Annotated in this window: 15 protein-coding genes; 6 read left to right on the forward strand and 9 right to left on the reverse strand. The window is 46.9% G+C overall.

What is annotated here, in order from left to right:
• Window positions 1-4: 4 nt before the first annotated feature.
• Window positions 5-994, reverse strand: coding sequence for an AAA family ATPase (locus P2W83_RS05345; RefSeq protein WP_276132666.1), 990 nt, complete (start codon window positions 992-994; stop codon window positions 5-7).
• 69 nt (window positions 995-1063) lie between these two features.
• Window positions 1064-2620, reverse strand: coding sequence for a T9SS response regulator signal transducer PorX (gene porX / locus P2W83_RS05350; RefSeq protein WP_276132667.1), 1557 nt, complete (start codon window positions 2618-2620; stop codon window positions 1064-1066).
• A gap of 152 nt (window positions 2621-2772) precedes the next feature.
• Here porX and P2W83_RS05355 point away from each other — a divergent pair, with 152 nt between their 5' ends.
• On the forward strand, window positions 2773-3237 hold the full coding sequence (locus P2W83_RS05355; protein WP_276132668.1) for a GNAT family N-acetyltransferase: 465 nt from the start codon (window positions 2773-2775) through the stop codon (window positions 3235-3237).
• Here the strand turns inward: P2W83_RS05355 and porG are convergent, their stop codons facing one another.
• Genes porG through P2W83_RS05370 form a run of 3 tightly spaced genes read right to left on the reverse strand, consistent with a single transcriptional unit; the run spans window position 3238 to window position 6482 of the window.
• A complete protein-coding gene (porG, locus tag P2W83_RS05360) occupies window positions 3238-4095 on the reverse strand; it encodes a type IX secretion system protein PorG (RefSeq protein ID WP_276132669.1) in 858 nt (285 codons plus the stop codon).
• A 48-nt stretch (window positions 4096-4143) separates the two neighbouring features.
• Window positions 4144-5022: an NAD kinase gene (locus P2W83_RS05365; protein ID WP_276132670.1), complete on the reverse strand. Its 879-nt coding sequence runs from the start codon at window positions 5020-5022 to the stop codon at window positions 4144-4146.
• Window positions 5023-5069: 47 nt separating this feature from the next.
• On the reverse strand, window positions 5070-6482 hold the full coding sequence (locus tag P2W83_RS05370; protein WP_276132671.1) for a BamA/TamA family outer membrane protein: 1413 nt from the start codon (window positions 6480-6482) through the stop codon (window positions 5070-5072).
• 152 nt (window positions 6483-6634) lie between these two features.
• On the opposite strand from P2W83_RS05370, the gene P2W83_RS05375 reads away from it, so the two are divergent.
• Genes P2W83_RS05375 through P2W83_RS05385 form a run of 3 tightly spaced genes read left to right on the forward strand, consistent with a single transcriptional unit; the run spans window position 6635 to window position 9945 of the window.
• A complete protein-coding gene (locus P2W83_RS05375; RefSeq protein WP_276132672.1) occupies window positions 6635-8119 on the forward strand; it encodes a c-type cytochrome domain-containing protein in 1485 nt (494 codons plus the stop codon).
• Between the two features lie 20 nt (window positions 8120-8139).
• Window positions 8140-8478 (forward strand): dihydroneopterin aldolase, encoded by a 339-nt coding sequence (locus P2W83_RS05380; protein WP_276132673.1) that lies wholly within the window; start codon window positions 8140-8142, stop codon window positions 8476-8478.
• 3 nt (window positions 8479-8481) lie between these two features.
• The gene (locus P2W83_RS05385) at window positions 8482-9945 is read left to right on the forward strand and encodes a c-type cytochrome domain-containing protein (protein WP_276132674.1); all 1464 of its coding nucleotides are present in this window, start codon (window positions 8482-8484) and stop codon (window positions 9943-9945) included.
• A gap of 10 nt (window positions 9946-9955) precedes the next feature.
• On the opposite strand, the gene purL is transcribed toward P2W83_RS05385, so the two are convergent.
• Window positions 9956-12160 (reverse strand): phosphoribosylformylglycinamidine synthase subunit PurL, encoded by a 2205-nt coding sequence (gene purL / locus P2W83_RS05390; protein WP_276132675.1) that lies wholly within the window; start codon window positions 12158-12160, stop codon window positions 9956-9958.
• A 507-nt stretch (window positions 12161-12667) separates the two neighbouring features.
• Between purL and P2W83_RS05395 the strand changes: the two genes are divergently transcribed.
• A complete protein-coding gene (locus P2W83_RS05395) occupies window positions 12668-17758 on the forward strand; it encodes a LamG-like jellyroll fold domain-containing protein (RefSeq protein WP_276132676.1) in 5091 nt (1696 codons plus the stop codon).
• A gap of 120 nt (window positions 17759-17878) precedes the next feature.
• Here the strand turns inward: P2W83_RS05395 and rho are convergent, their stop codons facing one another.
• The 3 genes from rho to pheS all read right to left on the reverse strand — a co-directional run bounded on the left by rho (window position 17879) and on the right by pheS (window position 21844).
• Complete coding sequence (gene rho / locus P2W83_RS05400; protein WP_276132677.1) at window positions 17879-19558, reverse strand: transcription termination factor Rho; 1680 nt, start codon at window positions 19556-19558, stop codon at window positions 17879-17881.
• Between the two features lie 198 nt (window positions 19559-19756).
• Window positions 19757-20740 (reverse strand): NAD-dependent epimerase/dehydratase family protein, encoded by a 984-nt coding sequence (locus tag P2W83_RS05405; protein WP_276132678.1) that lies wholly within the window; start codon window positions 20738-20740, stop codon window positions 19757-19759.
• 78 nt (window positions 20741-20818) lie between these two features.
• The gene (gene pheS, locus P2W83_RS05410) at window positions 20819-21844 is read right to left on the reverse strand and encodes a phenylalanine--tRNA ligase subunit alpha (RefSeq protein ID WP_276132679.1); all 1026 of its coding nucleotides are present in this window, start codon (window positions 21842-21844) and stop codon (window positions 20819-20821) included.
• A 163-nt stretch (window positions 21845-22007) separates the two neighbouring features.
• Here pheS and P2W83_RS05415 point away from each other — a divergent pair, with 163 nt between their 5' ends.
• Entirely contained in the window at window positions 22008-24455 is a 2448-nt protein-coding gene (locus P2W83_RS05415) for a 3-hydroxyacyl-CoA dehydrogenase/enoyl-CoA hydratase family protein (RefSeq protein WP_276132680.1), read from the forward strand.
• Window positions 24456-24458 lie beyond the last annotated feature (3 nt).

Genomic DNA, 24458 nt, shown 5'->3' on the forward strand with positions numbered 1-24458 from the left:
GAAACTAAGCATACAGCTTCAGTTTTGCCAACCTGTCTACTTCTTTATTGATAATCCCATCCAGTGCTTTCAACCGGCCGTCTTTGTTTCTATACATCAAACGATGATCCAACACCCAACGGGCTATGTCTTTTACATCATCTTCTATCACAAAGGTTCTACCCTTTACAAGCGCATATGCGCGCAGGCATTTCAGAAAAGCTATACCGCTACGTGTGGATGCACCCAATGCAATATCCTGGTGTTCGCGTGTATCGCGAACAATATGGCTAACCGAACGGACAATCTCATCATGCACAAATACCTGCGATGATTGCTGTTGCAATGACAGTATATCATTCATGCTCAGGTTCTGTTTGAGTTCAATAAGATTCTGCGCTATATCGAGGTATTCACGATAGATGTTCATCTCCACCTCTTCATCCACATAACCAAAGTATATCTTCATAAAGAAGCGATCGAGCTGTGCAGCAGGCAGTGGGTAGGTACCCTCCATCTCTATAGGGTTTTGCGTAGCTATGGTGAAGAACATCTTTTCCAGCTTGAGCGTGGTATCCCCAACCGTTACCTGGTGTTCCGCCATAGCTTCCAGCAATGCGCTTTGCACTTTTGGCGAGGCCCGGTTGATCTCGTCAGCCAGCAACACGTTACAGAACAAGGGCCCTTTCTTAAACACAAACTCCTTTGTTCTATCGTCGAAGATGTGTGTACCGATCAGGTCCATCGGCAAAAGATCGGGTGTGAACTGGATGCGTTTGAAGACAACATGATCCAGTCCCATCTCGCCGCTGATACATTGGGCAAGTGTTTTGGCCAATACTGTTTTACCGGTACCTGGATTGTCTTCTATCAGAATATGGCCACCGGCCAGCAGGCAGGTCACTACCATTTCTATCTGCCTGCGCTTACCGCGGATAACGGTTTCTATCTGGTCTATCAGATGCTGAATGGCATCCGTAGTGTTCGAGGTAATTGGTTCTGAAACAGGTTCCATAAGTCGTGAAATATAACTTACAATGTTACTGATATTCTATCCTGGCGAATTTTAAACTTTTGTGAAAAGCTACTTGCTCTGCAGCCGTATAACGGGTACTACCATTTCCTCTAGCGATATGCCGCCGTGCTGGAATGTGTTCCGGTAGTAGTTCACGTAATAGTTATAGTTATTCGGATAACAGAGAAAGACATCTTCCTTTGCGAAAATAAATGCCGAGCTCACATTAGGCCTCGGCAATCCTGCAACCTTTGGATCGCGGAACGCTAATACATCACGTTCTTCATATTGCAGGTTACGGCCGTGTTTATACCGGAGGTTCGTTGTTGTCTGCCTGTCACCAACACACTTACTTGGCGTCTTTACCCTTACTGTTCCATGATCGGTGGTAATGATCACCTGTATGTTCTTGTCAGCGATCTTGCGCAGCGCCCTGTGCAGCGGCGAGTGTTCGAACCAACTCACAGTTAGCGAGCGATATGATACCTCATCGCTTGCAAGCTCTTTCAACACTTCCATTTCCGTACGCGCATGCGATAGCATATCGACGAAGTTGTACACGATGACGGTAAGATCATTGTTAAGGAAGTTGTGTATATCATCTTCCATTTGTTTACCGTTCTCGTTATTGGTGATCTTGATGTATTGAGTTTTGAGATGGTCTAGCTTGAGTTGCTTAAGCTGATAACGCAGGAAGGTTTCCTCGAACAGGTTCTTGCCTCCTTCTTCATCATCATTCTTCCATTCATTAGGGAACTTCGTCTCTATCTCTGCAGGTAACATACCAGCAAACAGCGCATTACGCGCGTATTGCGTCGCAGTTGGAAGTATACTGTAGAACATATCCTCTTCCAATATTCGGAAAGAATCGTTCACTATTGGCTGAAATGCTTTCCATTGATCGTAACGAAGATTATCTATAACGACCAAGAATGTGGGCTTGCCTTGCTGAAGATGAGGAGCAACTTTGGCTTTAAACAACTCATGCGACAATATTGGGGCATTCTTACCTTTGATCCATCCCTCGTAATTTTTAGACACAAACTTAAAGAATTCGGTATTGGCTTCCGCTTTCTGGTTTTGTAATACTTCCATCATTTCAGCGCTATCGCTACGACTCATTTCAAGCTCCCAGTATACCAGCTTCCGGTACAGCTCTTTCCATTCCTCATGATTAGGATTGGAACTCAGCGCCATGAACAGGTTACGAAAATCTTGTTGGTAGGCTATAGTTGTTCTTTCAGAAACCAGGCGGCGCGAATCCATGATCTTCTTTAGAGACATCAATACCTGGTTGGGATTCACTGGCTTGATCAGGTAGTCGCTTATCTGTCCGCCGATAGCTTCTTCCATGATGTTTTCAGCTTCGTTCTTTGTTACCATCACCACCGGCATATTCGGATCCATTTCTTTGATCTTGGCCAGTGTTTCTATACCTGTAAGACCCGGCATGCTTTCATCTAGCAATACAACGTCAATATTTTTTTCTTTCAGCAGCTCAAGAGCGTCATAACCATTGGTGAGAGGAGTAACCTCGTAACCTTTATTTTTCAGAAATAATATTTGCGATTTCAATGAATCTATCTCATCATCTACCCACAAAATCTCACCTTGTGTTGTACTCATGTTTATCTTTTGCTTGTTAAGTTTACAATCTTATGAACTAAAATTACACTACTCCCACATCAATACCTATTGTTTTAACCGAACTTTTACAAGTAGCTCATTTGCAATAACGTTGATAAGCAAGTAGTATTGCATATCCATTTATAAATACTATGCCTTTAGATAGTCCCTCTGTCGTTGTTCGTCCTGCAGCAAAAGCCGACTGCGCCCGCATCATGGAATTGGTACACGAACTGGCTGTTTACGAAAAAGCGCCCGAGATGGTGACGGTTGATCTCGAACATTTTGAGGAAAGCGGCTTTGGACCCAACCCGGTATGGTGGGCTTATGTTGCTGAAGCTAACGGACAGATCGTCGGCTTTGCCCTGTACTATATCCGTTATTCTACCTGGCAGGGACAAAAGATGTACCTTGAAGATATACTGGTAACAGAAGAATGGCGTCGCAAAGGCATTGGGGGATTGCTGATGGATCAGCTATTGAAAACTGCAGCCGAACGAAAATTCAAAGGTATAAGCTGGCAGGTACTGGACTGGAATACTCCGGCTATCGATTTCTACAAAAAGTACAACGCCACGTTCGATGGCGAATGGGTGAACGTTATGGTCAATTTCTAACTACATAAATTGCCATTCGCGTATGTACGCAGGGCATTTGTAGGTCTTCAGCTGAAAAGAAAGATTGAATTGCAGGAACATGTACTGATCGCGCGATTGGGTGTTGCCCCGTTGTTTGCCAGGACGGCCTAGTGGTATATCCGACACTTCAACGGACCTGTCCTGCAACGCGGCAGCCGGACTTGGATTCTGGGGATCGGTTGGGAATTTGTCCACACCCACATATGTTTTGCTTACATCATCAATGTAGTCGGTAAGGGTAAGCCTGTTGGCGATCTCTACACCGAAGTTTAAACCAGGACGGATCCAGTATTTGATACCTGCACCCATTGGGAAACACACGCTGAAGCTATTGTACTGACGGTCGCCAAACCCTGCATTTTGTCCTTCAGTGCCCAACGGACGAAGATGATATTTTATGCCCTGGTAGGTGGTATATGGGTTGTAATAGAATACACCAACGCCACCTGTAAGATATGGGGTAAAGCGACTGTGCTGCTCACCAGTAAAAAACCGGAAGAAGTTAAACTCAGATTGAGCTGTAAGCTCAACTATATCGCTTTTGAAATTGAGATTACGGGTTTTGTTGTAGAAGTTGGTAGAGTATTTATCGTCGTAGCCGACCCTCGTTGCTTGTGCTGCAAAACGCACTGCTATGAACGGGTTTACATGTATACGCGCAAATGCACCAAAGGCTGGCATCACTTCCTGTAGACCGTAATGATCATTCAGATCGCCGAAGTAATGCGAAGCACCAAGGGAGACACCAAATTCCTTATTCTGATAAAAGGTCTGGGCACGCACATTGTTCGCGGTCGCGGCGAGAAAGAACGATATGATCAAAGCTAGCCTTTGCATAATTGTCTGCAGGTATAACTACAAATGTAATTTTTTATTGCATTCTTTTTAGTTGCGTCGGTCGATACCCCAATATAACTTCTGTCGAATCGTCTTCAGGAAGTTGTGTTCATCAGGGCGAACAAGAGATATGGTAAAATTCTCTTTCTTAACGGCCAGTTGCACCGAACTGGTGATGGTCTCAGTTCTCGCATCCAACGTGCATAGGAATTGTTCGGTGCGACCTTCTACCTCAAAGGATATCACGTTGTCATCTGGAACGACAATAGAACGTGTATTCAGGTTGTGTGGCGCAACGGGCGTTATTACAAAGCTGGATGTTTGCGGGAATACAACCGGACCACCGCAGCTCAGTGAATAACCGGTAGAACCAGTTGGGGTAGCAACTATTAATCCGTCAGCCCAATAAGTATTCAGGAATTCGCCATTGAGATAGGTATGTATTTTGATCATCGACGATGAATCCTTCCGGTGTAGTGTGAACTCGTTGAGTGCATAAGGAGAACCATCAAATAAGGGAATACTGGCGTCCAAATGCAAAAGAGTACGTTTTTCCAGTGTATAGGACCCCCGTACAAGTGATAATATCGCCGCTTCTACTTCTTCCTCAGGTATCGCAGCCAGGAATCCCAACCTGCCGAGGTTGATTCCGATCAGTGGAATGTTTGAATTGCCTACAAAAGATACCGTATCCAGCATGGTGCCGTCACCACCAAGACTAAACAGCATATCCACATGCGGCGGCAGGTCGAATTTGCCGGTAAACAAAGCCGGCTTCACCTTCAGCTGAACATGAGGGGCAATACGCTCGTAAAAGCCTTTATAGAATACCATCTGCAAACCATGACTTTCCAGCATTTGCAGAATGTGTTGTATTGTCGGTATGTCTTGTTCTTCGAACGTACGGTTGTACAGCGCTACGAGCATATATTGTGTATTAACTGCAACTTCATCCCTTCGTCGCCAGTCTTCAGCTATTCGGTATTGAGGTGTAAAAATAGTCCTTTTTCGCCCAAATGGTTCCAGGTGTACTCCAGTCGTAGCTTGAAATCATATGCCGAAATGATATCCAGTCCAAACCCGGCAGCATACAGCAAGCGGTTGTTCAGAAAGCTATTGCCAGGAAACTTGTTGACTACATACCCAACATCGGCGAATATTTTCGGATAGAGCCTGATGGGCAATACGGGCAGGTATTTGAATGGGATGCTGCGTATGCTGGTATTAAGCAGTTCATACTTCAGGCTGTTGCGCAGTACACCAAACTGAGAACCATCCACTACATAATATTCGTAACCGCGAACATAATCTGGCTCTACCCCCAATGCCGATCTGAAGGCATACGGCTGTCTTTGAGGCGCCATTACGCGCGCGCGGACAATATTAGAAGAATACCATTTATGCCCCAGGTGATAAAACTTTGCAGCTTCTACATAAGCAGTATTCTGGAAGCCAATGCCCTTAAAACCTACCCGACTGATGAAATTACCTACCAGCTTTAAACCAACTAACGGATAGTTCCAATTGTCAACTTTATTCAGGTCAAAACGGTAAGAAAGCTCCATTGAATTCAGCTCAGAGCTGCCATTGTCGTAATACTCTGGATTGAGCTTGATCACCGTATCGTCCACGCGATAATCACGGTAGCGGAGTTCTATAAGGTGTCTCGTGGCATACCCCGGACGATATACGTAAACCGCTGCGGCCTCAAACCGGCTGATCACATAATTGCGGGGCGTTTTGACAAACTGCAGCTTGTTCAGGTTAGTAGTAAAGAACATCTCCTCGTTTTTCGAAAAGAAGAATGATGCCCCAAGTCCGTGTTGCTGCCTACGATCTACATAAGGCTTAAAATACTCTAATCCGAATTTCTGGGTATAGCCGATCTGGGCAGTAGCGCTCAACTGCTCCAGGTTACCCCTGAAGTTGCGATGCTTTAAAGTGACCCCGATGTTAGCCCTCCGTATGTCGCGCTCCTGCTCCTTCCACCAGACATTAAAATTCCTGTCTGCGAGCTGGAAGGATATTTCGGGTATAATATACCACTGTTCGGTCACCTTGATGTGCCAATCGATCGTCGAATCGTCCACTTTCAAGACCGCAATTGTAGCTTCAGTAAAGATCGAAAGGTTGAATATCCTTTTCTGATTAAGGTCGAGGACTAGGTTTAGCGAGTCTGAAGGGATCAAGGCTCCTTCTTTAACACTCATCTCCCTGTGAATCACCCTATCGCGCGTATGTTTATTACCTGTGATAAAGATGCTACGCAGATGATAGCTTTTACCGGGCACAGCATTCACCGAGTCGGGAATAGACACAAAGCGGTTTTCCTGTCCTGACACAGCACATGCAAACAAAAAAACAAATAGGAACAGGAAATACTTCATCAGGATGCCTAAAATAGCTAGCGCGCGGTATTAATAAAAATAAATCTTCACCAACATTTCCGTGACAGTTATATGTCTATGATACAGGGAGTGAACAGGTTGCGAAGCGCAGATACCAACTATTTCTTAACTTTAGTAAATAACGCTCGTAAATGATCCAACGTATACTGACCGCTATTTGTTGCCTTAGCCTCACCGTAATTTCCTGCAAACACGAACCGCTAATACCTAAACAGCCCAACGGTTCCGGTTATCCCGACGAGGTAGCAAAAATATTTGTGAACAAATGCGCAACGGCGGGATGCCATAACGCAGCCAGCTACGAAGGCGCCGGCGGCTTGCGAATGGACACTTGGGAACAACTGTTCAATGGTGGCAACAATGGATCCGCTATCGTGCCATACAGCATAGAATTTAGTCCATTGCTTTATTATATCAATACGGACTTCAACCTTGGAATTGTTGCACAACCCACTATGCCCAAAGACAATCCGCCCTTGTCAAAGGAAGAATATATCACCATCAGGGATTGGGTAGCCAAAGGTGCTCCCGACAAATCGGGCAATATCCCATTTGCTTCCGATCCTGCAACCCGTCAGAAGATCTATATCACTATGCAGGCCTGCGACCAGGTAGCCGTTATCGACGCCCAAAAGAAGGTAGTAATGCGATATATACCTGTAGGCACAAGTGCCATAGCTGAGGTACCTCACTACCTGAGATCTACCACCGACGGCAAATACGCTTTTGTGAGTTTCGTGGCTGGTACAACCCTTCAAAAGATCGAAACATCTACAGATAAGGTGGTCGAAGACATTCAGTTGCCCACCAACCCATCGGGCTCCTGGAATGTTTTTGCCCTTTCGCCCGATGCTTCTAAAGTACTGGTAAGCGACTGGCGAGCATCAGGCAGGCTGGTATACATTGACCTGCTGACAATGAAGATGAAGGTATACCCCGGGTTCACCTACCCGCATGGCATAGCCTCCAACCCATCGTTCGATACATTTTATGTAACCTCGCAGTATGGCAACGCCATGTATAAGCTGAGCCTGGATGGCTTTGTCAACAAGCAGATATCTCTTGATGGCAAAACGCCGGTTGTTACTCCAGACACTTCTTCATCCATGCTGAACCCACATGAGATCCTGATGGCGCCCGATTATTCCAAATACTTCATTACCTGCGAACGCTCTAATGAAGTGCGCGTTTTGAACCGTAGTAGGGATTCAGTGATCAAGGTTATCCCGGTGGGAGCAAAACCACAGGAATTTGCCATATCACGCAAGAAGCCGTACTTGTTTGTTACCTGTATGGACGACCAGCCTACTAAACTGGGCGATGTCACATTCGTAGGGTCAGTGTATGTCATCGACTACAATACACTCAGTGTTGTCAATGTCATCAGGGGTAACTTCTCCAGTCCACATGGTATAACAGTGGATGATGTAAACAACACAGTCTGCTTTGCTAGCCGCAATGTAAACCCAACAGGACCTAAACCGCATCACACGTCAAGTTGTACAGGCGCCAACGGGTCTTATCATGTTTATGACATGACTACCTTCCAGCCGGCTGACAAACGCAGGTTTGAAGTATTGCCAGATCCTTATTCGGCAGATGCACGGTTTAAATAGCAGCCTTCGTATTTTTGGATATGCTAACTGTCTCGCTACATGGTATCCGCATTTCAGCTCCGTATGGTCTTTACGCTGAAGAACCGGTATTGGGCAATGATTTTGAAGTAGACCTTGATGTATTTTTTGCAGTTGCTGACAATGAACAATGGCCGTTCGCGGACTATACAAAGCTGAACGAAATAGCACGTAACTGCTTCACGCAACAAGGTCAGTTGCTGGAAGTCCTGGTAAAGGATATCCATTCCTCCATTAAATCCTCGTTCCCAAATACTGCTAAAATAAAAGTAGCGGTGCGTAAGCTTCACCCACCCATGCCGGGTGATGTTCAATATTCACAGGTCTGCTACGAGGGATAAACTATGCGTATTGCAGGTGCATTCATACTGTTTCTTACCCTTTGGTGCTTCTGTGCCTGCAAGCATGAAACACTAAAACCAAAAACAGCAACGAATCCCACCACATTATCGGATAATTACCCGGACGACATTAGCAAGATCGTTATCAACAGGTGTGCAACGGCGGGTTGTCACAATTCAGCGAGTTATGAAAATGCCGGAGGACTATTGATGGATAGCTGGGATCATTTGTTCGATGGTGGGAAGAATGGCGCGGTGGTTATTCCATACGATATAGAGAACAGCTCACTATTATACTTTATCAATACGTTCGCTGATCTTGGCCCAACTGCCCTACCCCTCATGCCCCTCGACCAACCTGCATTAAGCCGCGAGGAGTATATTCAAGTACGCGACTGGATAGCAAAGGGTGCGCCAGATAAAAATGGGAATATCCCATTTGCCAGCAATGCCGCAACACGTCAGAAAATATACGTCACCCACCAGGGCTGTGATCTAATCGGCGTTATCGACGGAGAGAAGAAAGTAGTGATGCGGTACATAAAGGTCGGCGGTACACTTAATAATGAGATATCCGATTACGTCAAGATATCGACCGATGGTCAATACGCCTACGCCTGTTTCTGGAATGGGAATACCATTCAAAAGATAGATCTGTCAACCGATAGCGTAGTGGCAGAAGCTAAGCTTCCTGAAGCTTACTGGAAGAATATATTTATAACCCCCGACGGACAGCGCCTGCTGGCAACTACCTGGCAATCGGCGACGATAGTTGCTATTAACACTGGCAACATGCAGGTAGAACAAACCTATACAGGCTTTCAGTATCCGGAGAGCATGGCCGGCAATACAATGGGCACATATTACGTGACAGAACGCTTCGGCAACACACTTTGTAAACTGTCCGCCAATGGCAATATTCAGAAGATCAGCCTTGATGGTAAACCGTTAACTACAATTCCTGCTGCCAACACCCCTAACCCTTACCGCATTCTAATGTCGGCGGACAATACGAAGTACTTTGTGACTTGTGAGAATACCAATGAGCTAAGAGTCTTTGATGCACAAACCGACAACTTGATAAAAGTGATCCCAACCGGTCGGATGCCGCAGGAGATGGCGCAATCGCGAACACACCCTTACCTGTTTGTCACCTGCACCAACGACACCATCGCGACAGGAGTTGTTGGGTCAGTATACGCTATCAACTATAACACCTGGGATACAAAACGACTGGAAGGCAAACTCTTTCAGCCGCATGGTATTGCGGTAGACGATCGCAACGGATTGCTCTACGTATTCAGCCGCAACCAGGATAAGTCAGGTCCTCAGCCGCACCACATCTCTCCTTGCAATGGTCGCAATGGTTTCTACAACCTTTTTAGCACGTCCACGCTGCTACCATATAACAACAGCCGATACGAGATCCTGGTAGACCCGTATTCGGCTGATGTACGTTTTAAGTAGATTATAAAGATTACGCGTTCAGCAAATTCTCAATCGCTGTATCGTAGGCATTTTTCCAGTCGCTGATGTGACCCCAGCTTTCACCGTCAATGGTGATGTGACCACCCGTCTGAACAGTACCGATCTTAACGAAAGGTATCCCAGCCAGCGCAGCTTCGATCTCAGGCTGTTTTGCCCATGTGCCGGTAACTACTACGCGGCTCTGCGCTTCACCAAACAGGAATGCGTCTTTACGCATATTCTTGTCAGTAGTGATCTCGAAACCAAGGTTCTCTTTCATCGCGCTTTCTATCAGCGTTATGAAAAGACCACCTTCCGAAATATCGTGCGCTGAATGCACTTGCTTATTGCGAACGATCTGCAATAGTTTATCCTGCAGTGTAGCTTCTTCATCAAGGTTGAAGTACGGAGCAGGACTGTGCGTTACGCCACAGATGTGATGCAGGTATTCAGAACAGTTGAGGTCTTCAGGGTTGTGACCGATAAGGTAGATAATGTCTCCATCGTGTTTGAAGTTCATTGTCATCTTCTGATCAAGATTATCGAGCGTACCCACCATACCAATAGTTGGAGTTGGGTAAACCGGGCCATCTTCAGATTGGTTGTAGAAGCTAACATTACCACCGGTTACAGGCGTACCCAGCTTACGGCACGCGTCGCCCATACCCTTAATAGCATTTACGAACTGGTAGTATACTTCAGGATTGTAAGGGTTACCGAAGTTCAGACAGTTTGTAATAGCTACCGGCAAACCACCGCTACATACAATGTTACGGGCGGCTTCGCTCACCGCAACCATACCACCTACGTAAGGATCCGCAAATACATAACGGCTATTGCAGTCAGTTGTTACAGCCAACGCTTTTTGCGTACCGTGTACACGAACTACAGCAGCATCGCTCGGCTCGTTTGTTTGGGTATTACCTGTACCCACCATTGAATCGTACTGATCGTAGATCCAACGCTTAGAAGCGATTGTCGGTAATTTGATAAGCTGGTATGCAGCATCGATCATGTCAGCTGGAACAGCAACTGAGCTGGCATTGAATTTCTTGATCTCTGCAAAATATTTCGGCTCGCTGTATTCACGCTCATAAACAGGAGCGCCGCCACCAAGTACCAGGCTTTCGGCAGGTACATCAGCGATCAGTTCGCCGTTCATGTAATATTTCAGGTTCTTGTCGGCAGTTACTTCGCCTATCTGCACACAGTGAATATCCCACTTGTCGAAAATGCGCTGCACTTCAGCTTCGCGGCCTTTCTTCACCACTATCAGCATGCGCTCCTGGCTTTCGCTCAGCAGCATTTCCCATGCCTTCATGTTCTGTTGGCGGGTCGGCACTTTATCCAGGTGGATGATCATACCATGTTCGCCTTTAGCGCTCATCTCGCTGGTAGAGCAAGTGATACCTGCAGCACCCATATCCTGCATACCTATCAAAGTACCTGTCGGGATCATTTCCAGGCAGGCTTCGAGCAGTTTCTTTTCTTCGAATGGATCGCCTACTTGTACTGAAGGCAGTTGTTCTGCACTTTCTTCAGTGATATCGGCAGAAGCAAAAGACGCACCGCCGATACCGTCTTTACCTGTGGAAGCGCCCACAATAAACACCGGGTTGCCTTCACCATGCGAAGTGGCTGATACTGTTTGACCTACTTTCACCACACCAACGCTCATTGCGTTAACGAGCGGGTTGGTTTGGTAGCAGCTTTCGAAATAGATCTCACCGGCTACAGTTGGTACGCCAAAGCAGTTACCGTAGTGGCTAATGCCTTTAACCACACCTTTCAGCAGCCATTTGGTTTTGTGGTTATCCAGTTTACCAAAGCGCAGCGAGTTAAGTGAAGCTATCGGACGCGCACCCATAGTGAAGATATCGCGGTGGATACCACCTACGCCGGTTGCCGCTCCCTGGAAAGGTTCGATAGCCGAAGGGTGGTTGTGCGATTCGATCTTGAACACGCAGCCCCAGCCATCGCCAATATCTACAAGACCTGCATTCTCCTCGCCGGCTTTTACCAGCAGGCGCTCACCATCACGGGGAAGGGTCTTGAGCCATTTGATGGAGTTCTTGTAGCTACAGTGCTCACTCCACATTACGGAGTACATGGCTACTTCGTTGAAATTGGGGGTACGACCCAGTATCTGTTTTATCTGTTCGAATTCTTCTTCGCGAAGTCCCAGTTTTACGGCTTGCTCGAGTGTTGCCTGCATGATATGCGAGATAATTTTTATTTGTAGGCTTAAATGAGGGTACAAAGCTAAGGGAATTGCCAAAATCTAAAAGGCAAATCGTGAAAAGCTTGCCCATCCGGCCTTTCAGGTCGAAACTATTACAGTTTGATGCAGTTTTTTATTCAACAACTAATTTCCGACAATCATATAAATATCGAATTTTACAATTCGTCTACGCCTAACGGTTCTTCCATATTAATAGCAAATATACAAATTATCGAGGTACAATAAAAATTAATAAGACGTTATTAAATTCTGATTAATTTCCGACTGAAAAACTGAAAACAACTGATAATGAGCAAGATACAGGCACGAAGCTGGACGCGGGCCTTAACGAGTTCTTAACCGCGAGTTAACGATTGGTTAATCGCTTGTTTTTCAGGTGCGATAGCTCATCTATATTATAATTTCGCCCCCTGCTTGATTATTCACAATTAGATGTAATAGGGGTTAAGTAGAGGATCAAAAACAACAACTGATTCTCTCATGAAAAAAAGCTTCGTCAAAATCGCTTTTTTTATTGCAATCGCACTTTTAAGTGTTTTGGGTGTCCGTGCGCAGGCCACCATTACCATAAACGGTTCCTCAACAATTTGCCCCGGCGATTCGGTCTTGTTAACCGCCAGTCCCGGTAACAGCTACCAGTGGCTCAATTTCGGTTTCCCGATCTTTGGCGCCACTCAGCAGAGCTATGCCGCTAAACAAACCGGTCAGTACACTGTGGTGGTAACCAGTGCGATGATACAGTACACTTCGGCAACTACTGTTATCACTGCCAGTCCTGCGCCTACTGTATTTATCAATACTAGCAACAATGTTGTCTGCCCCGGCACTCCAATATCAGTTTCTATAACTGGTTCAAATAATTCGGGACAAGCCGCCCAGTTCAATACGTTCCTCGCTTCTAATGCACATGTGGCCATTCCACACCAGTCGCAACTGAACTCCAACAATATAACAGTAGAGATATGGGCTCGTCCGCAGCTAAACAATACGGTACAGGGTCTTGTGTCTAAACTGCCTATCGCCACCAGCTTTGAAACTGGCTATGCGATCCGCCAGATAAACAACAGGTTCCAGTTTTGCATAGGCAAAGAAGGAAACGAGGTTGTTGTACAGTCCAATACATTCAATTTAGGCCCCTGGTTCCATATCACCGGCACCTACGATGGTACTTCACTCAAGATATATGTGAATGGCATACTGCATGCTACCACTTCTGCACCCGGTTATAACATCAACTCCACCACGGATGTAGTGGTTGGTAACTATGTGTCATTAAATGCGCCCTTTAAAGGCTTGATGGACGAACTGCGTATCTGGAACTATGCAGCCGGCGCTTCAGACATACAATGTAACTATCGTGTTTCTTCCCATCCAACAGCAACAGGACTTGTTGGATACTGGCCCATGAACGAGGTGGTTAATGGTACGACGACTCCAGATCTTACTTCTTATAATAATTCCGGCAACGTTGTGAACGGAACTGCACTGGTATCATCAGGCGCCGGTCTTACGCACATGTTTACCTGGGATGCGGGTCCCGGTCTTACCAACCTGGGTGCTACGTGCCTCACGCTTACCCCCAGTGTTAGCCATATTTACAAAGTAACCGCTATGAGCAATGCCGGTTGTACGGCGTTTGATACTGCGGAGATCACCGTTTTACCAGTTGCTGCGATTCAGAACATGACTGGCGGCGGTGTATACTGCACCGGCAGGCCGGGATTGCCTATAGGATTATCTAATTCGCAAGCTGGTGTTAGCTATCAACTGAAACGCAACAATGTGAACTTTGGCGCGCCAATAACTGGCACAGGCAGTCCGCTGACATTGGCCGCGGTAATCCAGGCTGGTACTTATACTGTAACTGCTAAACTGGGGACCTGTAGCAATGAGATGAACGGAAGCGCTACAGTGCAGGTATTCTCTTCTCCCGAGATCATCAGTTATGCGATAAATGATCCTCTTTGTAACGGAGGCACGGGCTCTATCAATATCACGATCAATGCAGGCAACCCTCCATTCACTTACAACTGGAGCTCTGGTGACAATACTGAAGACGTAAGCAATAAGCTGGCTGGCATCTACTCATTTGAAGTATCTGACACAAAAGGCTGTAACGCTGCAGACACATTCACCATCAATGAGCCAACACCTGCGCTGATCTCTGGAAGCGCCTACAACATAACCTGCTTTGGAGCGAATAACGGCACCATCAACCTGGTGGCTGGTGGAACCGCTCCGCATACTTTTGCATGGAGCAACAGTGCCATCTCACAAAACCTCATCAACCTTGCACCGGGCACTTATTCAGTTACCGTAACCGATGCGCTGAATTGCAGCAAGTCAGGTACGTATACTATTACGCAACCAACATTGCTTACCGTAAATGGCATGGCAACTGATGTTACCTGTAATGGAGTTGCAAACGGCACTATCAATATTACAGCTGCCGGCGGAACTGCGCCATACACGTACTCGTGGAATAATAACGCTACTTCTGAAGATCTGCAATCACTTGCACCGGGCAGCTACACAGTTACCGTTACAGACGCCAACGGTTGTACTGCAACTGCTGGTTTTACTATTAGCGAACCGTTATTATTAGGTGCTACAATCGACGTTACTAATGTAAGCTGCTACAATGCAGGTAATGGTCACATTGACCTTTCAGTAATGGGCGGCACTGCACCGTATAACTACACCTGGAGTAACAATGCCACTACTGAGGACATCAGCAACCTGGCACCTGGCAACTATTCTGTTAACATAACAGATGCGAATGGTTGTACTGCTACTACAGCTGCGATGGTTACACAACCAACTTCACTGTCGGTTAGCGGAACCACCGCTAACGCAAACTGCTTTGCAGCAAACACGGGCGCTATTGATGTAACCGTATCAGGCGGTACTGCTCCTTACAGCTACAGCTGGAGCAATAATACATCTACACAAGACCTGTCAGGTATCACCGCGGGTAGCTACAGCGTTGCTGTGAGCGACGCAAAAGGTTGCTCTGCCAATGCATCATTTACCATCTCTCAGCCAACGGCATTCGTTCTAACTAAGAATGTCACAAATGTTTCGTGTAACGGCGGTGCGAATGGTGCAATCAATATCACAGCATCAGGTGGCGTTGGCCCATATAGCTATAGCTGGAACAACAGCGCAACCACAGAAGACATTAGCGGAATCGCTGCAGGCAACTACACAGTAGTCGTTTCTTATGGCAGCGGTTGCTCTTATTCAGAAACTATAGCAGTAATAGCGCCTACCACGCTTACAGCCATAGCCACCACAACCAGCACTTCCTGCACAGGTAACAATACCGATGGCACTGCAAGCGTAATAACAACTGGTGGCACCACTCCTTATTCTTACTCGTGGAGCAACAATGCTACTACTCCTGCCATATCAGGTTTAACGCCCGGCAACTACAGCGTTAACGTTAGTGATGCGAACGGTTGTACAACTGCGGCGTCTGCCACTGTAACAGCACCGGTAGCTGTGTCGCTGGGCGGTGTTGCCAGCAATGCATCATGCTATCAAACGGCAACCGGCAGCATCAACCTAACGGTAAACAGCGGCACTGCTCCTTACAACTACCAATGGAGCAACAACAGCACTACTGAAGATGTAAACAGTTTGTCGGCCGGCGCTTATTCAGTCCTTGTTACAGATGCTAATAACTGTACTGCTACAGCTGGTTTCACTATCGCTCAACCTATATCTGCAGTTTCGGTCTCTGGTATCGTGACAGATGTAACTACCAATGGTGGCGCCAACGGCAGTATCAATATCACTGCCATAGGCGGTACGTCACCTTACACCTACCAGTGGAGCAATAACACAACAGCTGAAGATCCAGCCAACCTGTCGGCCGGCAATTACACCGTAACTGTAACCGATGCTAAAGGCTGCTCTACTACGGCCAGTTACACAGTTTCCCAGCCTGCGCTGTTCGTTGTTACAGGTAGTGTTACCAATACTACTTGTGGCAGCAACAATGGCGCCATCTATATTTCTATCAATGGTGGCGTTGCACCATTCAATTATAGCTGGAGCAACAATGCGACTACGCAAAATGTAAGCGCACTGGCATCTGGCAATTACACAGTAACTGTTACCGATGCTGCCAACACCGTTGTTAGCCAGAGTTTCACAGTAGGTGGCAGCGCACAGGTAGTAAGCGCAACTGCTTCTGTTACTAACGTAACCGGATGCAATGGCCAAAACAATGGCGCCATCACGCTGACTCCATCAGGTGGTACTGCACCTTACTCATTCAACTGGGGTAACAACATCACTGCACAAAACAGGACCGGCCTTGCAGCTGGTACTTATACCGTGACCATAACAGATGCTACTGACTGCAGCGCTACACTGAGCTTTAACGTCAGTGGCGCAGCAGCACCGATAAGCGTCGCAGGCAATGTAACCAATGTAACCTGCTTCGGTAATAACGACGGTGCTATAGATGTAACAGTAACAGGCGGCACCGCACCTTATACATACAACTGGCTGCTGAGCAACGCGACAACTGAAGATAGGACAGGCTTGTATGCTGGGCTGTACTACCTGAATGTAACAGACGCTAACAATTGCAGCGATAACAAACTGTTTGTGGTAACGACTCCGGCATTCATCTCCGCCAATGGCACTACTACAAATGTAAGCTGCCGTGACGGCAACAACGGCGCTATCGACCTGACCGTATCTGGTGGCACTGCTCCATACACTTATAACTGGAGCAACAATGCGACAACACAAGACGTTACCAACCTGGCTGCTGGCAACTACTCCGTAACTATTACTGATTCGAAGGGCTGTCAGAAAGCCTTGAATTTCACAATTACTCAACCAACAGCTATAAGTGCCAGCATTGGAGTTAGTCCCACGGTAACTGTTACTAATGGACAACCGTATACTATCTACCTCGGTTTTGGTCCGCAATCGGTTACATTGTCTGCATCAGCAACAGGTGGCACAGCAGCTTACAGCTATAACTGGACCGGCGCAACAAGTACAATATCCAGCGCAAGCGTTAATCCAACAACTACCAAGACGTATACGCTGACAGTTACCGACGCAAAAGGTTGCATCCAAACAACGACAAAGACTATTGAAGTTATTGATATCCGTTCGGGCGATAAGATCAAGGTTTGTCATAACGGCAGCACTAAGACCATCAGCGCCAATGCAGTGCAATCACACCTGAATCATGGCGACTATCCTGGCGATTGCATTACTGCAAATAAAGCGGGCGAACCACAAGAAGAACATGACGAGAATGAGATCGCCGAAACAAGTGCAGAAGTGACGCCATTTGAAACAGTGAAAGAGATTAGTGTATATCCTAACCCGAGCGAAGGTAGCTTCATCCTTCAATTACCAAACGGCGATAACCAGGCGCAGATACTCATCACCGATGTACTGGGTAAAGTGATAGAAAGACGCCACGTGGTAGGGATGAACACGATAGTATTTGAACTGGGTCATGTTGCCAAAGGCACCTACAATATCCACGTGACAATAGCCAAGGACATTTATAGCTCCCGGGTTGTATTGAAATAACTTAAGAGGGACTCACAAAACAAAAAAGGCAGCCACGGCAGGCTGCCTTTTTTGTTTGTATATACGCATAAATAAAGCAGCCTGAAAAGGCTGCTTTATTTATATAAAATTCCAGATCTACTATTTATTCATTGTTGCCAGGAACTCTTCGTTGCTCTTAGTTCCGCGCATTTGCTGCATCAGGAAGTTCATTGCTTCGTCAGTATGCATGTCGGCAATATGATTGCGGAGCACCCACATTTTGTTTAACACATCTTTATCCAACAGCAGGTCGTCGCGACGTGTAGAAGATGAAGTGATATCGATAGCAGGGAAGATACGCTTGTTAGCCAGGCGGCGGTCAAGCTGCAACTCCATGTTACCTGTACCTTTAAATTCTTCAAAGATCACCTCGTCCATTTTAGAACCTGTATCGATCAGCGCTGTTGCCAAAATGGTGAGTGAACCACCATTCTCGATCTTACGTGCAGCACCGAAGAACTGTTTTGGCTTTTGCATCGCGTTAGCTTCCACACCACCACTCAACACTTTACCAGATGCTGGCGCAACAGTATTGTGTGCACGTGCAAGACGCGTGATCGAGTCGAGCAGGATCACCACATCGTGACCAACTTCAACAAGACGTTTTGCTTTTTGCAGCGCTATAGTTGAAACTTTTACGTGTTTGTCAGCCGGTTCATCGAAAGTAGAAGCGATCACCTCTGCACGTACGCTACGTTGCATATCAGTAACTTCTTCGGGACGCTCATCCACCAGTACGATCATCAGGTAGCATTCAGGGTGGTTGGCAGCTATCGCGTTGGCCACATCCTTCAGCAGCATTGTCTTACCCGTTTTAGGCTGCGCTACTATCAGTCCACGCTGGCCTTTACCTATTGGAGTGAACAGGTCCATGATACGAGTACCATAGTTGTTGGCAAGCTTTGGAGTAAGGTTCAGCTTCTCATATGGAAACAGCGGTGTCAAGTAATCAAACGGTACGCGGTCGCGTATATCATCCGGGTGTTTGCCATTAATACTATCTACCTTCAGGAGAGCGAAATATTTTTCACCTTCTTTCGGTGGACGAACTGTACCGCGTACGGTATCGCCGGTCTTCAGACCGAACAGTTTTATTTGCGACGGAGATACATAGATATCATCCGGTGAGCTTAAGTAGTTGTAATCACTGCTACGCAGGAAGCCATAACCATCAGGCATCATTTCCAATACGCCTTCGCTGAACACTTGTCCGTCGAATTCGATATTGAAATTGCTTTGCTTCTCTTCGCGGCGTTGATGCTGGTGCTGATGACGACCACCTTGATGTTGCTGCGGACGTTGCTGCTGTTGCTCAGCAACAGGTTGCTGCGGTGCCTGTACGGCGCCTTCTGCTTCAGCCGCAGGCATTACGATACCAGAAGCCTCCTCAGCTGCAGGAGCTTTTGCTTCCGTATGCTTCTTTGCAGGCGTTTCACCTATCTCGTTCATCAGTTCAGACCAACCTGCAGGTACTGATTCGTTTGGTTCTTCAACAGTTGCTTCTGTCTTAGGCTTTCGTGCCTTTACAGGTCTTTTAGGTTCTTCTGCGGGTTCGGCAGTTTTAGCAGGAGCGGCTTCAGCTTTGGGTTTTCTTGCACGAGGTTTTTTTGCCTCGTCCGTTGCCGTGGTTTTGTCGTTGTTTAATGCTTGCTGATCCAATATTTTATAAATAAGAGTTTGTTTATCGAGAGAGCGTGGATTTTTGATCTTCATATTGTCCGCTACATCCACTAGTTCAGGAACGAGCATGTCGTTCAATTGTGCAATATCGTAAGGCATGCTAATCTCTTTTCAGAAAAAAGTTTGATATGATTCCTATAAAAGCCAAATGTGTTAAATACTTGATCTCCTTGTACGCCCAGGTTTAATCCGTAAAAAGAAAAAGGGAAAAAATTCAGGTCACTGAACGAAAAGATGGGAACTCATATTCCACTGATGCAAGATTACAAATGTTTTGGTGAAAAAACCAAAATATTTTTATTTTCTGCTATTGAGGTAAGCCGCTGCCATACGGGCTATCGTCGTTTTTACGGGCTGGTATTCAAACCCCGGCAAAAACTCCATTAACTTCCGGTTATTATAGAACACCTTACGGCCTGCTGCCCTGGCTGTCTCTTTCGTTACGGTGATCTTTGATCCCCACAATGTATTACGAAATTCATTCCAGCGCCAAACCAGCCCGGAAAGCAGCCTACCGGCCCTGATATGGGGTGCTTTTCTCCCCATTTCCCGGGCCATAGTGGTAAATATCTCCTTATATGCATGGTTTCCCGCGCTGATAATGAAGCGTTCATCGCGGATCTCGGATTGCATGAGCATGTACGACGCTTTCACTACGTCCTGTACATCTACCCAGCCGGTAATACCCTCGGTATAAAAAGGGAATTCACTGTACACCACTTTGATCAGCCTCGCCGAGCCCTGGTCCCAGTTGGACCCTTCGCCCAGTATAGTAGCGGGGTTGATGATCACTGCATTTAACCCTTCAGCCATACCGCGCCATACCTCTATCTCTGCCATGTATTTACTGAGGCCATAACTGGAATAGTGCCCGGACTCTTCCCACTGCACGTCTTCAGAGATCGGCTCTCCGGGTTTTGCAGCCCGACCGAGTGCCGCCACTGAACTCACATAGAGCAGCTTGTCGACATTTTGCAGCAGGGCTTCATTAACGATATTGGCAGTGCTTTCAACATTGAAATGCAGCAACTCTTCTTTTCGCTGGCGCTCAAAGGAAACGATGCCGGCACAGTGGTAAACCTGTGTTATTCCCTCCATCACCTCTTCTACTGCAAAAACATCGAGCAGATCGCATTGCTGCCAGCTGACGTTCTTGAGCGACGATAACTCCTCGTCAGGTTGGCACCGGAAATACAGCGCACGCACAGCATGGCCCTGCTCCGAAAGGTAGCGTACCAGGTGCTGGCCTAAAAAACCGCTTGCTCCGGTTACGAGGATCATGCTTGCAATGTAAAGGGTAAAATGAAAAAGGTAAAATGAGAGTTCATATTTTTCATTTTACCTTTTACCATTTTCAATCTATTGGGATTGGAACTGTTTCAAAAATCTGACGTCGTTTTGCGAATACAACCGCAGGTCGTTCACCTGGTATTTTATCTGCGTGATACGCTCGATACCCATACCAAATGCATAACCGGTGTACACCTCGGGATCGATACCAAAGTTGCGCAACATGTTCGGGTGCACCATACCACAACCCAATATTTCTACCCAGCCGGTGTGTTTACATAGGTTGCAGCCACTGCCGCCACACACGGTGCACGAGATGTCCATTTCCGCACTTGGCTCAGTGAACGGGAAGTAAGACGGGCGGAAGCGCACTTTCGTATCCGGTCCGAACATTTCAGTCACGAAGTAGTATAGCGCTTGCTTCAGGTCAGCGAACGAAACACCTTTATCAATATACAGACCTTCGCACTGATGGAAGAAGCAGTGCGCGCGCGCCGAGATGGTCTCGTTGCGGTACACACGGCCCGGACACAATACCCTTACCGGCAGCTTGCCCTGCTCCATAATGCGCGCCTGTACCGATGAGGTGTGCGTACGCAGCACCCAATCCGGGTTTTGCGACACGTAGAACGTATCCTGCATATCGCGGGCCGGGTGGTGCTCCGGCATATTCAGCGAAGTAAAGTTGTGCCAGTCATCCTCTATTTCAGGACCGGTGGCTACACTAAAGCCTATCTTCTCGAATATCGAAACTATCTGGTTTTCTACCATGCGCAGCGGGTGACGCGTGCCCAAAGGCAGCTCAGTACCCGGCATAGTAATATCTATAGCCGGACCTTTTTGCGAAGCGCCATCCTGCAGGTGTTTGAACTCTTCGTACTTGCCCTCGGCCAATTGCTTGAACGCGTTCAGCACCTGTCCGGCTTCTTTCTTCTGCTCAACCGGCACGTTTTTCATCTCACCGAATATCTGCTTCACGATACCCTTGGTACCGAGGTATTTTATACGGTATTCTTCCAGCTCTTTTGCATCGGCCGGAGTGAAACTATTGATATCCTGTTCGTGGGCTTTTATCTGTTCCTGTAAGGATTGCATACGCACAAAGATATGGATTAGAGCGAAATCGGCTCCCGTGGTAAGGTTATTGCTGTTTGGTTAACATACAAGTATCACAAAAGCTGACATTGTTAATATTTATATAACTAAATCATGCACCACCCCATTTTTGATTAAATTGTGGTGGTATTAAAAAGACTTCATGAACAGAGCTATCCGTAGAGTGGCGGTAGTAGGCAGCGGGGTTATGGGGAGTAGGATCGCGGCGCATTTCGCAGGTATTGGTGTACAGGTATTATTGCTGGACATTGTGCCCAACGAACTGAACGACGCAGAGAAGGCCAAAAGCCTCACACTTGAAAACAAACAGGTAAGAAACAGGATCGTAAACGACGCACTGCAGGCAACACTGAAGGGCAAACCTTCGGCAGTTTATTCCAAAGCAGTAGCCAGCAAGATACAGACCGGGAATATTGAAGATGATCTGCCAAAGATCGCCGAGTGCGATTGGGTGATAGAAGTGGTGATAGAACGACTGGACATCAAGCAAAAGATATTTGAGCGCATAGAGCAGTACCGCAAGCCCGGTACGCTGATCACCTCCAATACATCGGGGATTCCGATACGGATGATGGCGGAAGGCCGGAGCGAGGACTTCCGGAAGCATTTCTGCGGGACGCACTTTTTCAATCCACCGCGCTACCTGCGGTTACTAGAGATCATACCGGCGCCGGATACCAAACCGGAAGTCATCAGTTTCCTGATGGATTACGGCAGCAGGTTCCTGGGTAAAACCACGGTATTGTGCAAAGACACCCCAGCGTTTATTGCCAACCGTGTAGGTGTATTTGGCTTTATGGCTGTGTTTAAGGTCATGCATCAGCTTGGACTGAATATCGATGACGTAGATACCCTCACTGGTCCGGTAATGGGCCGACCCAAATCCGCAACTTTCCGTACCGGCGACGTGGTAGGTCTTGACACGCTGGTGCATGTGGCTAAAGCTCTGCCACAAAACGTGCCCAACGATGAGATGAAGGAGCTATTCAACTTGCCTCCTTTCATCGAAAAAATGATAGAAAATAAATGGTTTGGCGATAAAACAGGGCAGGGTTTTTATAAGAAAGTAAAGGCACCATTCACTGCATCACCCGAAGCAAGAGGCGATGAAAAACAGGTAGTAATGCCTAAGAGTGAAATATTTACGCTAAACCTGGAGACCATGGAATATGGCCCAAAGCAGAAGTCAAAGTTTGCCACCCTGGAAACTGCGAAGCCAATAGAAGAGCTTCCTGCCAGGTTGAAAGCTTTGTATGCCGGACAGGATAAAGCAGGTGAATTCTACCGCCTGTTTCACCACCTGATATTCGCCTATGCCAGCAACCGTGTTCCCGAAATTGCCGATGAGGTCTACAAAATAGACGATGCGCTTAAAGCCGGTTTCGGCTGGGAATTAGGTGCGTTTGAAAGCTGGGATGTGCTGGGTGTAGAGAAAGTGCTGGAGCACATGAAAGCAGGCAACGTAAAACCTGCGGCATGGGTGGAAGAGATGGTCGCCAAAGGCAACAAGACCTTTTACAAAAATGAAGATGGCAAAAAGAAATACTACGATATCCATACTCAGTCTTACGAGGCAATTCCAGGCACAGATACATTTATCCTGCTGGAAAATCTTAGCGATAAAGTTGTTTGGAGTAATAGCGCCTGCAAGCTGGTAGATATTGGTGACGATGTAGTAGCTCTGCAATGGAGCACCAAGATGAACAGCATAGGCGGGGAAGTATTGGCTGGCGTGAATAAAGCTGTTGCAATAGCTGAAGAGAAATACAAAGGTCTGGTCATAGCCAACAGCGGCCCCAACTTCAGTGCAGGCGCCAATGTGGGCCTTATCTTCATGTTTGCAGCCGAGCAGGAATACGATGAGCTGGATATGGCCATCAGGCAATTTCAGAACAGCACTATGCGTTTGCGTTATAGTAGCGTTCCTGTAGTAGTAGCACCACACGGGCTGACACTGGGTGGTGGCTGTGAAATGTGCCTACATGCTGATGCTGTACAAGCAGCCGCCGAAAGCTATATCGGGTTAGTGGAACTAGGCGTAGGCCTGATACCCGGCGGTGGCGGTACGAAGGAAATGGCCGTGCGCGCCGGCGACCGTATCATAAAAGAAGATATAGAGGTTAACTACCTGCAGCAATTGTTCATCAACGTAGGCACGGCCAAAGTATCAACGTCGGCACATGAAGCGTTCGACAATTTCGTGCTTCGCAAAGGCACTGATAGTATATCGATGAACCAGGATAGGCGCATAGCAGATGCCAAGCGAAAAGTGCTGGCAATGTATGAGCTGGGATATACACAGCCCTCTATGCGCGCAGACATTAAGGTTCAGGGCCGTGGCGGTATGGGTGGTTTGTTGAGCGGCCTGCATGCTATGCGGTTAGGCAACTACATCAGCGATTACGATCAATTCCTTGCTCAGAAACTGGCCTATGTGATATGCGGTGGCGATCTGTCGGCAGCTACAACAGTGACCGAGCAATACCTGCTCGACCTGGAGCGGGAAACCTTCCTGAGCCTGTGCGGACAAAAGAAAACATTGGAACGATTGCAAAGTATTTTACAAACCGGTAAACCCTTAAGAAACTAAGAC

This window comes from Polluticoccus soli (assembly GCF_029269745.1).
Classification (GTDB): Bacteria; Bacteroidota; Bacteroidia; order Chitinophagales; family Chitinophagaceae; genus Polluticoccus; species Polluticoccus soli.

What these genes read in the sequence shown, in the direction of transcription:
- P2W83_RS05345 (WP_276132666.1), bottom strand. Translation starts at nt 994, where the DNA reads ATGGAACCTGTTTCAGAACCAATTACCTCGAACACTACGGATGCCATT.
- porX (WP_276132667.1), bottom strand. Translation starts at nt 2,620, where the DNA reads ATGAGTACAACACAAGGTGAGATTTTGTGGGTAGATGATGAGATAGAT.
- P2W83_RS05355 (WP_276132668.1), top strand. Translation starts at nt 2,773, where the DNA reads ATGCCTTTAGATAGTCCCTCTGTCGTTGTTCGTCCTGCAGCAAAAGCC.
- porG (WP_276132669.1), bottom strand. Translation starts at nt 4,095, where the DNA reads ATGCAAAGGCTAGCTTTGATCATATCGTTCTTTCTCGCCGCGACCGCG.
- P2W83_RS05365 (WP_276132670.1), bottom strand. Translation starts at nt 5,022, where the DNA reads ATGCTCGTAGCGCTGTACAACCGTACGTTCGAAGAACAAGACATACCG.
- P2W83_RS05370 (WP_276132671.1), bottom strand. Translation starts at nt 6,482, where the DNA reads ATGAAGTATTTCCTGTTCCTATTTGTTTTTTTGTTTGCATGTGCTGTG.
- P2W83_RS05375 (WP_276132672.1), top strand. Translation starts at nt 6,635, where the DNA reads ATGATCCAACGTATACTGACCGCTATTTGTTGCCTTAGCCTCACCGTA.
- P2W83_RS05380 (WP_276132673.1), top strand. Translation starts at nt 8,140, where the DNA reads ATGCTAACTGTCTCGCTACATGGTATCCGCATTTCAGCTCCGTATGGT.
- P2W83_RS05385 (WP_276132674.1), top strand. Translation starts at nt 8,482, where the DNA reads ATGCGTATTGCAGGTGCATTCATACTGTTTCTTACCCTTTGGTGCTTC.
- purL (WP_276132675.1), bottom strand. Translation starts at nt 12,160, where the DNA reads ATGCAGGCAACACTCGAGCAAGCCGTAAAACTGGGACTTCGCGAAGAA.
- P2W83_RS05395 (WP_276132676.1), top strand. Translation starts at nt 12,668, where the DNA reads ATGAAAAAAAGCTTCGTCAAAATCGCTTTTTTTATTGCAATCGCACTT.
- rho (WP_276132677.1), bottom strand. Translation starts at nt 19,558, where the DNA reads ATGCCTTACGATATTGCACAATTGAACGACATGCTCGTTCCTGAACTA.
- P2W83_RS05405 (WP_276132678.1), bottom strand. Translation starts at nt 20,740, where the DNA reads ATGATCCTCGTAACCGGAGCAAGCGGTTTTTTAGGCCAGCACCTGGTA.
- pheS (WP_276132679.1), bottom strand. Translation starts at nt 21,844, where the DNA reads ATGCAATCCTTACAGGAACAGATAAAAGCCCACGAACAGGATATCAAT.
- P2W83_RS05415 (WP_276132680.1), top strand. Translation starts at nt 22,008, where the DNA reads ATGAACAGAGCTATCCGTAGAGTGGCGGTAGTAGGCAGCGGGGTTATG.